General features: G+C 59.6%; 12 protein-coding genes. 8 read left to right on the forward strand and 4 right to left on the reverse strand.

Going from position 1 to position 12,387, the window contains the following annotated elements; all coding sequences use genetic code 11:
• The first annotated feature begins 55 nt into the window (after positions 1-55).
• On the forward strand, positions 56-1,243 hold the full coding sequence (locus tag MWU53_RS09400) for an MFS transporter (protein WP_247092701.1): 1,188 nt from the start codon (positions 56-58) through the stop codon (positions 1,241-1,243).
• 45 nt (positions 1,244-1,288) lie between these two features.
• On the opposite strand, the gene MWU53_RS09405 is transcribed toward MWU53_RS09400, so the two are convergent.
• The gene (locus tag MWU53_RS09405) at positions 1,289-2,602 is read right to left on the reverse strand and encodes a DEAD/DEAH box helicase (protein WP_247092703.1); all 1,314 of its coding nucleotides are present in this window, start codon (positions 2,600-2,602) and stop codon (positions 1,289-1,291) included.
• A gap of 355 nt (positions 2,603-2,957) precedes the next feature.
• Here MWU53_RS09405 and MWU53_RS09410 point away from each other — a divergent pair, with 355 nt between their 5' ends.
• Together MWU53_RS09410 and MWU53_RS09415 are read left to right on the forward strand one after the other, a co-directional pair.
• On the forward strand, positions 2,958-3,980 hold the full coding sequence (locus MWU53_RS09410; RefSeq protein ID WP_247092705.1) for an aspartate-semialdehyde dehydrogenase: 1,023 nt from the start codon (positions 2,958-2,960) through the stop codon (positions 3,978-3,980).
• 126 nt (positions 3,981-4,106) lie between these two features.
• Positions 4,107-5,717 (forward strand): DUF4139 domain-containing protein, encoded by a 1,611-nt coding sequence (locus tag MWU53_RS09415; RefSeq protein ID WP_247092707.1) that lies wholly within the window; start codon positions 4,107-4,109, stop codon positions 5,715-5,717.
• A gap of 69 nt (positions 5,718-5,786) precedes the next feature.
• Here MWU53_RS09415 and MWU53_RS09420 read toward each other — a convergent pair whose 3' ends face one another.
• Entirely contained in the window at positions 5,787-6,323 is a 537-nt protein-coding gene (locus tag MWU53_RS09420) for a flavodoxin domain-containing protein (RefSeq protein WP_247092708.1), read from the reverse strand.
• A 125-nt stretch (positions 6,324-6,448) separates the two neighbouring features.
• Positions 6,449-7,096: a carbonic anhydrase gene (locus MWU53_RS09425; RefSeq protein WP_247092710.1), complete on the reverse strand. Its 648-nt coding sequence runs from the start codon at positions 7,094-7,096 to the stop codon at positions 6,449-6,451.
• A gap of 139 nt (positions 7,097-7,235) precedes the next feature.
• On the opposite strand from MWU53_RS09425, the gene MWU53_RS09430 reads away from it, so the two are divergent.
• The 3 genes from MWU53_RS09430 to MWU53_RS09440 all read left to right on the forward strand — a co-directional run bounded on the left by MWU53_RS09430 (position 7,236) and on the right by MWU53_RS09440 (position 9,925).
• The gene (locus tag MWU53_RS09430) at positions 7,236-7,616 is read left to right on the forward strand and encodes a hypothetical protein (RefSeq protein WP_247092712.1); all 381 of its coding nucleotides are present in this window, start codon (positions 7,236-7,238) and stop codon (positions 7,614-7,616) included.
• 84 nt (positions 7,617-7,700) lie between these two features.
• The gene (locus tag MWU53_RS09435) at positions 7,701-9,077 is read left to right on the forward strand and encodes a leucyl aminopeptidase family protein (RefSeq protein ID WP_247092714.1); all 1,377 of its coding nucleotides are present in this window, start codon (positions 7,701-7,703) and stop codon (positions 9,075-9,077) included.
• Positions 9,077-9,925, forward strand: coding sequence for an NlpC/P60 family protein (locus tag MWU53_RS09440; RefSeq protein WP_247092716.1), 849 nt, complete (start codon positions 9,077-9,079; stop codon positions 9,923-9,925). The genes MWU53_RS09435 and MWU53_RS09440 overlap by 1 nt, the downstream gene beginning before the upstream one ends.
• A gap of 2 nt (positions 9,926-9,927) precedes the next feature.
• On the opposite strand, the gene MWU53_RS09445 is transcribed toward MWU53_RS09440, so the two are convergent.
• Complete coding sequence (locus MWU53_RS09445; RefSeq protein ID WP_247093040.1) at positions 9,928-10,275, reverse strand: DUF2794 domain-containing protein; 348 nt, start codon at positions 10,273-10,275, stop codon at positions 9,928-9,930.
• Positions 10,276-10,605: 330 nt separating this feature from the next.
• On the opposite strand from MWU53_RS09445, the gene paaI reads away from it, so the two are divergent.
• Both paaI and paaK read left to right on the forward strand, forming a co-directional pair.
• Positions 10,606-11,040: a hydroxyphenylacetyl-CoA thioesterase PaaI gene (gene paaI, locus MWU53_RS09450; protein WP_247092718.1), complete on the forward strand. Its 435-nt coding sequence runs from the start codon at positions 10,606-10,608 to the stop codon at positions 11,038-11,040.
• Positions 11,041-11,076: 36 nt separating this feature from the next.
• A complete protein-coding gene (gene paaK, locus MWU53_RS09455) occupies positions 11,077-12,384 on the forward strand; it encodes a phenylacetate--CoA ligase PaaK (protein WP_247092720.1) in 1,308 nt (435 codons plus the stop codon).
• Positions 12,385-12,387: the final 3 nt, after the last annotated feature.

Here is a 12,387-nt window from a genome sequence, read left to right on the forward strand (position 1 = left end):
TTGCCAAAGGCAGATCCCCCGTGTCTTCTGCGCGGGTTGAGAATGGGAGGTCCGCATGCGGGTTGGTATCATCACATTGATCGTGGCTTACGTCCTAAGCCAATTTTATCGCGCCTTTCTGGCGGTGATGACCCCTGCGCTGAAGGCAGATCTTGGCGCCACGCCCGAGGATCTGGCGCAAGCGTCGGGCGCGTGGTTCTTGGTCTTTGCCTTGATGCAGATCCCGGTGGGCTGGGCCTTGGACAACATCGGTCCGCGCAAAGTGGCCGCCGGATTGCTGGCGCTTGGCGGGGCCGGAGGGGCTGCGATGTTCGCCATGGCCTCAAGCCCGGATCATATCCTTTATGCGATGGTGCTGATCGGAATCGGGTGCTCTCCGGTGTTGATGGCCAGCTATTTCATCTTTGCGCGGCTCTATTCCCCCGCCGTTTTCGGCACGTTGGCCGGGATGGTGATCGGCTTTGGATCGTTGGGAAATATCGCGGGCGCCCTGCCCTTGGCGCTGGCGGTCGAACAGTTTGGCTGGCGCGCCTGCCTGTGGGCTTTGGCGGCTGTGACGCTGGTGGTGGCCGCGCTGATCATGGTGACGGTCGACAATCCGCCAAAGGTCGAGGTCGAGGAAGGGCAATCGAAGGGGTCCGTTCTGGACCTGCTGAAAATGCCCGCGCTGTGGGCGCTGTTCCCGCTGATGTTCGTGCAATACGCCCCCGCTGCGGGCCTACGCGGCAGTTGGGCGGGACCGTTTCTGCGTGACGTGCACGGGTTAGACACGACCGGGATCGGCTGGGCCACCATGGCGATTGCACTGGCGATGGTTATCGGCAGCTTTGCCTATGGCCCGATGGACCGCATCTTTGGCACCCGCAAATGGGTAATTTTCACCGGCAATATGCTGGCCGTGGCAATGGTCTTTGTGCTTTGGGCCGCACCCGAGGCCGGAGTCTGGCGCATTGCCCTGACCATGGCCGCCATTGGCCTTTTCGGCGCAAGCTTCCCGCTTTTGATGGCGCATGGACGCAGCTTCTATCCGCCCCACCTTGTGGGACGGGGCGTGACGCTGATGAATATGTTCGGGATTGGCGGCGTGGGTGTGTTCCAATACGCCTCGGCCAGCGTGTATCGCTCGGCCCAGGGTCCGGATGTGGCGGTCACGGCCCCCTATCAGGCCGTGTTCCTGTTCTTTGCTGTGCCGGGTCTAATCGGCTGCCTGCTGTATCTGTTCAGTCAGGACCGCACGGATTAAAGAGTTTCGCGACAAACTTGTGCCCCAAGTTTATTCGGACACGCTTTAGGCGGACTTGCGGGGTTTGCGGCGACGCTGCTTCGATGCGCCACCGGGGTTGCCGGCAGGTTTCTGCCCCTGTGCACCGCGCGGCCTGCGTCCGCCGCCCGCTCCTGCGCCAGCGCCTCCGCCGCGACGGCCACCGCCACCGCCGCCACCTTGGCCGCGCTGAGGGCGTTTTTCCTCGGCCGGGCGTTTGCCGCCCAGCACCGGGATCTCGATCTTCATGACCTTTTCGATGTCACGCAGCAGGCCCAGTTCGACACCCGACACGAAGGAGATCGCGTCCCCATCAGCACCGGCACGCGCCGTGCGGCCGATGCGGTGGACATAGTTGTCGGCGACCTCGGGCAGGTCAAAGTTATAGACATGGCTGACGCCGGGAATGTCGATGCCACGTGCGGCGACATCGGTGGCCACCAGAATACGTGCCTCGCCCGCGCGGAACGCGGCAAGGGCGCGGTCACGCTGGCCTTGGCTTTTGTTGCCGTGGATTGAGACAGCCTTGAAGCCTTCATGTACCAGATGCTTCATCAGCTTCTCGGCACCATGCTTGGTGCGCGAGAAAACGAGCGACAGCGCCTGATCGTCATGGCGCAGAAGGTCGATCAATCTGTTGATCTTCGCATTGCGATCGGGGCAGAAGTATAGGCCCTGTGTCACCTTGTCCGCGGCTTTGCCCGGAGGTGAAACCTGCACGCGGGCCGGGTCTTTCAGGTAGGCTTGTGACAGCTCTGCCATCAGTTTGGGCATGGTCGCGGAAAACAGCATGGTCTGGCGCGGCTCGCCCAGCGCCGGGGCAATTTTGCGCAATGCATGAATGAACCCCATGTCGAGCATCTGGTCGGCCTCGTCCAAAACAAGGAAGGTTGCCGTATCCAAGCGGATCGAGCCGCGGTCCATCAGGTCGATCAGTCGACCCGGCGTGGCGACAAGAATGTCGATCCCGTTCGCCAACATGCTGATCTGTTTGTTGATCGATACGCCTCCGACCACGGTACGTACTTTCAGGTGAGTGCCCTGCACATAAAGGCGCAGGTTGTCGGCGATCTGGTTCACTAGCTCGCGCGTTGGCGCCAGCACCAGTGCTTTCACCGATTTCGGCTGACGTTTGTCATGGTTGCTTAGCAGCTGGTGGATCAGCGGCAGGCCAAACGCAGCGGTCTTGCCGGTGCCGGTTTGGGCCAGGCCCATTACGTCACGGCCTTCCAGCACCAAGGGAATGGCCTGAACTTGAATGGGGGTGGGGGTCTCGTAACCAGCTTCTGTTACGGCCGAGACCAGTTTCGGGTCCAGCCCGAGATCTGCAAATTTTGTCATCTTCGTCTTTCTGGCACACGCGATGGTGCACCGCTGTCACGCGGGTGGGGCTGTTGCGCCCGTCGCTTAGGTTTGCAGCAAATGCTCGCGCGCGGGCCGAATGCCCATGCGCCGATTTGGCCGCTAGAACCCCGCGTGATTTGGGAACTTGTGGAAAAGACTGTCTGCCTCACATCTGGGGCGGGTCGCTCACGCGTCGACCGGACAGTTACCCCGCGTATCACAGCCAAAAGCACACAAGTCAACGGAAATGATGCCGCTGCATTGGGAAAAGCCTTTTCTGCAAGGCAGAATTGCTCTAAGGAACCCTCCGTCTTTGGGTGGTTCAAAGACAGATTCATTATAGGAGGCCGTAATGGGCTATAAAGTCGCCGTCGTAGGCGCCACGGGCAACGTGGGCCGCGAAATGCTGAACATCCTGGCAGAACGCCAGTTTCCTGTAGACGAGATCGCAGCGCTTGCATCGCGCCGTTCGCTCGGTACTGAAGTCAGCTTTGGTGACAAGACCCTGACCACCCAGGATCTGGACACCTTCGACTTCACCGGCTGGGACATGGCGCTGTTCGCCGTGGGTTCGGATGCCACCAAAACCTACGCACCCAAAGCGGCTGCGGCTGGCTGTGTGGTGATCGATAACTCGTCGCTGTACCGTTACGACCCCGACATCCCGCTGATTGTTCCGGAAGTAAACCCGGACGCGATCCACGGCTATAAAAACAAGAACATCATCGCGAACCCCAACTGCTCGACCGCGCAGATGGTTGTGGCGCTGAAGCCTCTGCATGACCGCGCCAAAATCAAGCGCGTTGTCGTGTCGACCTATCAGTCGGTGTCGGGCTCGGGCAAAGACGCGATTGACGAACTGTGGAACCAGACCAAGGGCATGTATGTCCCCGGTCAGGAAGTCGCGCCGAAGGTTTACCCAAAGCAGATCGCCTTCAACGTGATCCCGCATATCGACGTCTTCATGGACTCGGGCGACACGAAAGAAGAATGGAAGATGGTGGCCGAGACGAAGAAAATCGTCGACCCCTCGATCAAAGTCACCGCGACCTGCGTGCGCGTGCCGGTCTTCGTGGGCCACTCGGAATCGATCAACATCGAAACCGAAGAGTTCCTGGACGAAGATGAAGCCCGCGACATCCTGCGGACAGCCCCCGGCATTCTGGTCGTGGATAAGCGCGAGAACGGCGGCTACGTGACCCCGGTTGAATGCGTCGGCGACTTCGCCACCTTCATCAGCCGTATCCGTCAGGACGTCACGGTCGAGAACGGCCTGAACATGTGGTGTGTCTCGGACAACCTGCGTAAGGGCGCAGCCCTGAACGCCGTCCAGATCGCCGAACTGCTGGGCCGTGAGGTTCTGAAGAAGGGCTGATTGACCCTCGATAGATTAAGAGAAAGCCCTGCCATTTGGCGGGGCTTTTTTATTGAGTTGCCCTTCAGCATGTGCCCACATACTACTTAAAAGAGTTTACAGCACAGGCACTACAGGCACCCAATAATGAAAAGACTTCTTCCTCTTGTGGCACTTGCCGCATCGCCCGCCTTCGCAGACGAGTTTCGCATTAATCCCACCGTGGTCGCGGCAACTGTCTATCCGGGCATGGCGCGAGAAACGCTTCAATTCACACAGCAACTTTCCAAAGGGCATCATACCCTTCTGATCCCAGCGTCAGAGTATTTCGACGGGATTTCACCGGACATTCAGCCCGTCACCGAAGGTGTGTCTATCAAACGAATCAAATATCTTCGTGACCGTTTGGCTGATCCGGACGCGTTCCTGACTCCAGTTCAGGCTGCCGCCAAAGCACGGCTTGAAGCCGCCGAAGACAAGCTTGCAGAACATTCGCGAGAAACTGCCGCGATCTCGGGTCGGGTGACCGCCCTCACCGCGCAATTTGATTTTCTGAAGTCGTTGCGTACGCCTGACGAGAAACTGTCGATCGAAGATCTGCAGAATCTGTCGGATCTTGTGCTGAACGGAAGCGAAAAGGTTCTGTCTCAGATCGCACAGGCCAAGGCAAAGTTGGACGAAGCACGTGACGTCCAAGAGGTCCTTGAGAAAGAGCGCGCCGCCGCCGAAGGCGCGTGGGAGCGTTCGCTTCCGCCTCTGGCGGGCGGCTCTGTTTGGGCCATTGAGGTCGAGGTTCAGGCTGATACCGAAGCACAGTTCACTCAGGAAATTCTGCGCGATGGGCTTGAGTGGGGCTCTTACTACGAAGCGCATCTCACAAGTGGATCCCACACTGTACGGCTGGAACGAAAAGCCCTGTTGATCGTGCCGGAAGACACCAACTGGCAGGACATCTCGCTGACACTTGCGACCAACAGACCCGGCGACCAGACCGAGCCTTCGCGCACGTATGGTCGCAGGGCGTCGGTGTTTGCGCCGGTCGAGCATGACTTGAAAGCAGGCGGATACAGCACGCCGCTTGTGGAAGATGTCATTGTGGTTGAAGAGGCTGCCAGCGCATTCCACCCGTCTACTGACGGTTTCTCGGTCACCTATAAGCTTAGCGATCCCATCAGCGCTGGCCCTGACGAAGTGGCCATATTGGATTTGGGTGCTATCGAGCTTCCTGCCACATTGGAAAACTGGGCGGCTCCCCGGTATGACGAAACGGCCTTCTTGATGGCCGAGGTGGTCAACTCCACGAAAGAGCCGCTTATTAACGGTGGGCTGCTGAGTTATCGCGATGGTCTGCTGGTTGGTACGGGGGACTTTGACGGTGCTGTGCCCAATCAATCGCTCTTGTTGCCTTTTGGGCCGATCGAACATTTGCGTCTGGAATATGTTCAGAAGGACAACCAGACAGGCGAACGGGGTATCCTCTCCAGCGACACAACGCGCGAGCATACATCAGTTGTCCGCATAGAAAACCTGTCTGGAACGCCCGAGAGCATTCGTGTCTTCTTCCCCACGACCTATTCCGAACAGGAAGAGCTAAGAGTGACCGTGAACGCCACCCCTGCGCCTACGGAAACCGATTTTGAGGATCGGCGCGGGGTGTCCGTCTGGCATCTAAACGTCCCCGCCAACGGCCAGTCCGAAATCAGCATCGAAACCACTCTGCGCTGGCCCGAGGGCAAGACCCTCTCGTGGGCGCCGTAAGCCGAACGAGTGACGGTCTCGAAGGTAGGGGCAGCGGTAACGGGCCGCTGTCCCAACAGTGAGCTATGACTACGCCTCGGCCTCAGCCAGCCAGCTGTCCAGCTCGCGGCGCAGCGCGCTCCAATCGGTATAGTCGTGATCCGTGTCCAGATCGGCCTCGGGGTCTTTTTCCGCAATAATGCGCCGCATGACGAAACGGCTTAGGACGCCGTATTCGGACGGCATATAGGCACCCGCCACTTGGACGACACGATCGGGTGTCCAACTGGTGGCCTCTGTGAACTCACTTAAAATCCGCTCCAGCCCGCGCCAGTCGTCTGCATCATGCCCCGCCGCGGCAAGCGATACGGACAAAAACAACGTAGGCATCTGCCCCAGCTGCGTGGCGTGCGCGCTGGCGAACTCGGCCACGTCGGGCTGGTAGTGCCCAACATGCACAGACCCTGCCATGACCGCGGCGTCATACCGGCCAAGGTCGACATCTTTTGCATCGGCAAGCGGCAGCAACTCGACCGAGTGGTCCAGTTCATGGATCCGGTCAGCGACCCACCGGGCAACCTTGCGCGTGTGGCCCTCGCTTGTGGCATAAGAAACAAGAATTTTCATGGGAATCTCCTTCGGCATGGCAGGCCGATCAAACCGCGCTCAGTCTGGCACGTTTTCAGGAGGGTTTCATTGACTGGCGTCAATTGCGGGGCGCAGGCGGCAATCGCCGCGCCCCGCCAAAAAACTTACAGCGCTTCGAAGGCGCCGGTTTCGGCGTTGAAGAATTCCAACCCGCCTGCACCGATGTCCGTCCACAATCCGTGCAGCGTCAGTTGTTCTGATTCAACTGCATCCTGGATGAAGGGGAAGGTCATCAGGTTTTCCAGCGACACCAACACGCCTTCTTTCTCAAGCGTGTCGTCGTCGATCTCGGCGTCGTTTCCACCAAGACGCTCGTAACCCGGCTTAAGAATGTCGATCCAGCGACCCACGAACGATGTATTCTCGGCCAGCTCGGGCGCATTGCCCAAACACTTCTCGTGGAAGCCCTTGACGCCACCGCATTTCGAATGACCCAACACGATCAGGTGTGACACTTTAAGGGCGGTGACCGCGTATTCCACAGCCGCCGAGGTGCCATGATAATCCCCATCCGGCGCGAACGGGGGAACAAGGTTGGCGATGTTACGATGCAGGAAGATCTCGCCCTGATCAGCGCCAAACATTTGAGTCACATGAACACGGCTGTCGCAGCACGAAATAATCATGCTACGCGGGCGCTGGCCTTCGTCTGCCAGACGGCGATACCAAGATTTATTCTCGGAGAATGTCGTGGCGTTCCAACCGTGATAACGCTGCACAAGGTAGCTAGGAAGTGGGCGAGCTTTGTTCATGTTCGTCTCCTGTCTGCATCGAAAAGTTTCTACGCTGTAAACCCGCCAAATTCGAGCAATTTTTAGACACAGGTATACGATTTCTTGAGGCCCTGCGGTCATTCTACCCCCGAGGGATAGATACAACCGGGGTGCTGGGATGACTGACATAGCGAAATTGACTTACTTCGAAGATATCCAACTGGATCGGGATCAACTGCGCGCGCTGTATGTGCGGTTTGGCCCGATTCAGGCGGACCGCAATCTAAACCAATCGCTTGAGGATCTGGCTCTGTGGCTGGGGCGGCTGCAGCATGCCCAGAAATCCCGAAGGTATGGGGACCTGCGGCAAGGGGCCCAAGATCTGAAGCGCATCGCGCAACGGCTGGGCATGACAACCTTGGCCCGCGTGGCCCGCGATGTGGCAGAACAATGCGTCGCACAGGATCCAGCAGCACTGCCCGCTACGCTTGCCCGTCTGAACCGTGTAGGGGAGCGCAGCCTGATTGCCGTGTGGGATCATCAGGACATGTCGCTTTAGTCAGGTGCATATCGGGGATTGCCCTTGTGCCGGGGCGCGCTACTCTGCCAGTCAGAACCGGCACAGATAAGGACCGAAGCCCCGATGACCCTGACTTTCGCCAGCCAAACTGACGCGACTATCCCGCTTTATCTGATCGAGAAAAGCGACACGCTGTCCACGCTTCCGAAATCAGCCCAGACATGGGCGGATGCCAATGGATTTGATGGGGGGCTGGGGAAATGTTTGGTCGTGCCGTCGACCGCTGGCGGGATCGAGATGGCTTTGATTGGTCTTGGCACCGCGGCAGCACGCAAACGCAAGCGGTTTGGCGCTGTTGCAGCGCGGGGCGCGCTGCCTGAAGGCGTGTATCAACTGGCCAGCGCACATTCGGATCAGATCACGCAGGAATTTGCCCTTGGCTGGCTGCTGGAAGGCTATCGCTTCGACCGCTACGCCAAGCAATCCATCCCGAAAGCGCAGCTTGTCGCCCCCGACGGCGTGAACGCCGCGCAACTGGAAGCCATCGCCGCGGGCGAGCTTACGACACGCGACCTGATCAATACCCCGGCCGAAGATATGGGCCCGGACGAGCTGGAACTGGCGGCAAACAAATTGGCCAAGACGCATGGGGCGACGATCACGACCATCTCGGGCAAAGCGCTACTGGATCAGAATTTCCCGATGGTCCACGCGGTTGGTCGCGCCGCCGCGCGTGCGCCGCGTCTGATTGACATGCGCTGGGGCGACGAAGGACCGACGCTGACCTTGGTCGGCAAGGGTGTGTGCTTTGACACGGGCGGGCTGAACCTGAAGCCCGGCGCCTCGATGGGTTTGATGAAGAAAGACATGGGCGGGGCGGCCACGGTGCTGGGGCTGGCGCAAATGATCATGACGCTTGGCCTGAAGCTGCGCCTGCGGGTTCTGATCCCAGCGGTGGAAAACGCCGTTGCTGGCAATGCGTTCCGCCCGGGCGACATCCTGACGTCCCGCAAGGGTCTAACGGTCGAGATCAATAATACGGATGCCGAGGGCCGCCTTGTACTGGCCGACGCGCTGGCGCTGGCGGATGAGGACAAACCGGACCTGATCGTCTCGATGGCGACGCTGACCGGGGCGGCTCGGGTGGCGGTCGGGCCGGACCTGTCGCCGTTCTATGCCACTGAGACAGCTGACGCCGGCGCCCTACGCAAAGGCGCAGAATCCAGCGCCGACCCAGTGTGGGAGATGCCGTTCTGGGATCCGTATGAGGCAATGATCGAACCCGGCATCGCTGACCTAGACAACGCGCCGAAGGGCGGGTTCGCTGGTTCGATCACCGCGGCCCTGTTCCTGAAACGCTTCGTCACAGACACGCCGCGCTATGTGCATTTCGACATTTACGGTTGGAACCCGACCGCCGCGCCGGGCCGGCCGAAGGGCGGCGTCGGCATGGGTGCCCGTGCGTTGTTGGATGCACTGCCTGACATGTTGGGCCTGTGATGGACCGCCGCCTGACCCCTGCCAACGCTCAGGTCGCGCATGAAAGCTTGCGCGGGAAGGTTGATGCCCCGCGTTTCACGGACGGCACTCTGAAACAGGTCGTCGGCGACAGTTTTCTGCTGGATGCGCCCAGCGGCAACCGAGACCGGCAGGTCTTGTCCGGCGATCAGGTCAACATTCTGGACGGCGACGACCACATGGTCTTCGGGCAGTCTCTGAAAGACGGTTATGTTGGGTACCTTGAAGCGTGGAGCCTTGGCGATCCGCAGCCCCTGACCCACCGCGTGATCCGGCGCACGACGCATATGTATCGCGAGCCCGATTTCAAAACGCCGCATAGTCGTGTGTTCCACATGAATAGCCGGGTGCAAGTGATCTCCACGAACGACAAATGGGCCGAGGTCACCCTGCCCAAGACCCCCATGTCCGCCCCGAAACACGGCTTCATCCCGGCGTCGCATCTGTGCCCGGTCGACACGTTCGCGACGGACCCGGTCGCGATTGCCGAGCAGTTTCTGGATACGCCCTATGTCTGGGCCGGCAACTCGGGCTTTGGCATCGACTGTTCGGGGCTGGTGCAGGCTGCCCTTCTGGCCTGCGGCATCCCCTGCCCCGGCGATAGCGATCTGCAAGAGGCCGCCTTGGGTCACGACATCCCCGAGGGCACGCAGCTACAACGTGGAGACATTCTGTTTTGGAAAGGCCATGTGGCGATGGTGGTGGACGCTGACCGGATCATTCATGCCAACGCGCATCACATGTCGGTGGTCTATGAGAACACAGCGGACGCCATCGCACGGATTGAAGCACAGGGCGATGGCCCCGTCACCGCGCGTAAGCGGTTGTAGGTTTATTCGACCGCGCGGATCAGCTTGCGTTCCAGCACTCGCAGCACGGTGCGCAGGTCGCTACCGCGCTTTAAAATGCGCCCATCCATACCAATGACCGAGTACTGCCCCTGCTTGCCACGCAGCTTGGGTCGCTTCTCGATTCGGTAAATGGGGTGCTCTGCGGTGCGCCGGAAGATCGAAAAGATCGCGACGTCACTGAGAAAGCTCATCCCATAATCGCGCCATTCACCAGCGGCAACCATGCGTCCATACAGCCCCATGATGGCGCCAAGTTCGATGCGATTAAAGGCGACCTGCTCGGCCGGTTTGCCTGCCCCTTGGAAGGGCGTCGTTGTCTGCCAGTTCATAAATTCAGAGTGGACCGACATGGTAAACAAATCAATACCTGCCCCAGTTTTGCCCAAAAATGACCGGTAAGTTACCTTTCAGCGACCGCGTTAACGCCCCCTTGGAAGGGAAATATTAATACGTCACGAGCGAGGGCTCTTCCGGCGCCGCGAGAACAGCCCCCATCCAGTAAGCGGCGCCGGAATCGACAACGTTCCCCAAACTCCAGTCCTCTTGCGCGCCCTCATTCGTGACGCATTGCGCGCAGTTTTTGTGAAATGCAAAACGCATTATTGACCGCTCGGTCGGTTTTGTGCATCCTGTAACAGAGTGATCTTGGGGGAGGCCACATGACGCCGCAGGAAATCGCAGAGAAAAGTGCCGACGCAATGTGGGCCGACGATCCGGCCAGTCAGGAACTGGGCATGCGGATCGATTCCGTTGCGCCAGGCTGCGCTGTCCTGTCGATGGAAATCCGCAAGGATATGGTGAACGGGCACGGATCCTGCCATGGCGGGTTCTCTTTCACGCTGGCCGACAGCGCCTTTGCCTTCGCCTGCAACAGCTACAACAACCGCGTGGTCGGGCAGCACTGCTCGATCACCTATCTTAGCCCGGGCAAACTGGGCGAACGCCTGACCGCCACCGCGACCGAAACCAGCCGCTCCGGCCGCTCCGGCATTTATGACGTTACCGTCACTGGGGAAGACGGGCGCACGGTGGTTCTGTTTCGCGGTCATTCGCGACAGGTCAGCGGCACACATTTTGACGAACAAGACGGATAGAAGCACCGGAGCACGCGCTCTGGTCGGAGGAGAGACATGAAAGACCTGACACCTCGCAAGGAAGACCTTGACCCGATTGAAATCGCATCGCGCGATGAGATTGCCGCCACGCAGCTTGAGCGTATGAAATGGTCGTTGAAACACGCCTATGAAAACGTGCCGTTCTATCGCAAAAGCTTCGACGACGCGGGTGTGCATCCTGACGACCTGAAGACGCTGGCGGATCTGGCCAAGTTCCCCTTCACTGTCAAACAGGATCTGCGCGACAACTATCCGTTCGGTCTGTTTGCCGTCCCGCGCGAGCAGATTTCGCGCATCCACGCCAGCTCGGGCACCACGGGTCAGCCGACCGTTGTAGGCTATACCAAGAATGACCTGACAATGTGGGCCAGCGTCGTTGCCCGCTGCATGCGCGCCTCGGGTCTGCGTCCGGGTGACGTGCTGCACAACGCCTATGGTTATGGCCTGTTTACCGGTGGTCTGGGTGTCCATGGCGGCGCCGAAGCTGCTGGCCTGACCGTGGTTCCGGTCTCGGGCGGGATGACCCAGCGTCAGGTGCGCCTGATCGAAGATTTCCGCGCTGACGGTATTACCGTGACGCCCTCTTACGCGCTGTCCATTCTGGACGAATACGCCAAGCAAGGTCTGGACCCGCGCAAAAGCCCGCTGAAGGTTGGCATCTTCGGCGCCGAGCCGTGGACCAACAACATGCGTCGCGAAATCGAAGAGGCCTTCGACATGCACGCGGTCGACATTTACGGCCTGTCGGAAGTGATCGGACCGGGCGTGGCCAACGAATGTGTAGAAACCAAAGACGGCCTGCACATCTGGGAAGATCACTTCTATCCCGAGATCATCAACCCCGAGACCGGCGAGGTCTGCGAAGATGGTGAGCTGGGCGAGCTGGTGTTCACCTCGTTGACCAAGGAAGGTTTCCCGATCATCCGCTACCGCACCCGCGACCTGACGCGTTTGTTGCCGGGCACTGCGCGCTCGATGCGCCGGATGGAGAAGATCACGGGCCGCTCGGACGACATGATCATCCTGCGCGGCGTGAACGTCTTCCCGACCCAGATCGAAGAACAGCTGATGGACGTGCCCGCCCTAAGTCCGCACTTCCAGATCGAACTGGTACGTCCGGGCCGCATGGATGAAATGCATATTCATGTGGAAATGGCCGAAGGTCAGTCGCAGGAAGGCGCAGAAGCCGCCGCCCGCGCTCTGTCTGGCAAGATCAAATCCAATGTGGGCGTCAGTGCTAAAGTGCATGTTGCCGACGGTGGTAAGGTTGCACGAAGCGAGGGTAAGGCTGTAAGGGTCGTTGATAACCGCCCGAAGGAGTAATCC

Origin of the sequence: Aliiroseovarius sp. S1123 (assembly GCF_023015885.1) — a bacterium.
Taxonomy (GTDB): domain Bacteria; phylum Pseudomonadota; class Alphaproteobacteria; order Rhodobacterales; family Rhodobacteraceae; genus Aliiroseovarius.

What these genes read in the sequence shown, in the direction of transcription:
- MWU53_RS09400 (WP_247092701.1), top strand. Translation starts at nt 56, where the DNA reads ATGCGGGTTGGTATCATCACATTGATCGTGGCTTACGTCCTAAGCCAA.
- MWU53_RS09425 (WP_247092710.1), bottom strand. Translation starts at nt 7,096, where the DNA reads ATGAACAAAGCTCGCCCACTTCCTAGCTACCTTGTGCAGCGTTATCAC.
- MWU53_RS09420 (WP_247092708.1), bottom strand. Translation starts at nt 6,323, where the DNA reads ATGAAAATTCTTGTTTCTTATGCCACAAGCGAGGGCCACACGCGCAAG.
- MWU53_RS09430 (WP_247092712.1), top strand. Translation starts at nt 7,236, where the DNA reads ATGACTGACATAGCGAAATTGACTTACTTCGAAGATATCCAACTGGAT.
- MWU53_RS09405 (WP_247092703.1), bottom strand. Translation starts at nt 2,602, where the DNA reads ATGACAAAATTTGCAGATCTCGGGCTGGACCCGAAACTGGTCTCGGCC.
- MWU53_RS09415 (WP_247092707.1), top strand. Translation starts at nt 4,107, where the DNA reads ATGAAAAGACTTCTTCCTCTTGTGGCACTTGCCGCATCGCCCGCCTTC.
- MWU53_RS09410 (WP_247092705.1), top strand. Translation starts at nt 2,958, where the DNA reads ATGGGCTATAAAGTCGCCGTCGTAGGCGCCACGGGCAACGTGGGCCGC.
- MWU53_RS09440 (WP_247092716.1), top strand. Translation starts at nt 9,077, where the DNA reads ATGGACCGCCGCCTGACCCCTGCCAACGCTCAGGTCGCGCATGAAAGC.
- paaK (WP_247092720.1), top strand. Translation starts at nt 11,077, where the DNA reads ATGAAAGACCTGACACCTCGCAAGGAAGACCTTGACCCGATTGAAATC.
- MWU53_RS09435 (WP_247092714.1), top strand. Translation starts at nt 7,701, where the DNA reads ATGACCCTGACTTTCGCCAGCCAAACTGACGCGACTATCCCGCTTTAT.
- paaI (WP_247092718.1), top strand. Translation starts at nt 10,606, where the DNA reads ATGACGCCGCAGGAAATCGCAGAGAAAAGTGCCGACGCAATGTGGGCC.
- MWU53_RS09445 (WP_247093040.1), bottom strand. Translation starts at nt 10,275, where the DNA reads ATGAACTGGCAGACAACGACGCCCTTCCAAGGGGCAGGCAAACCGGCC.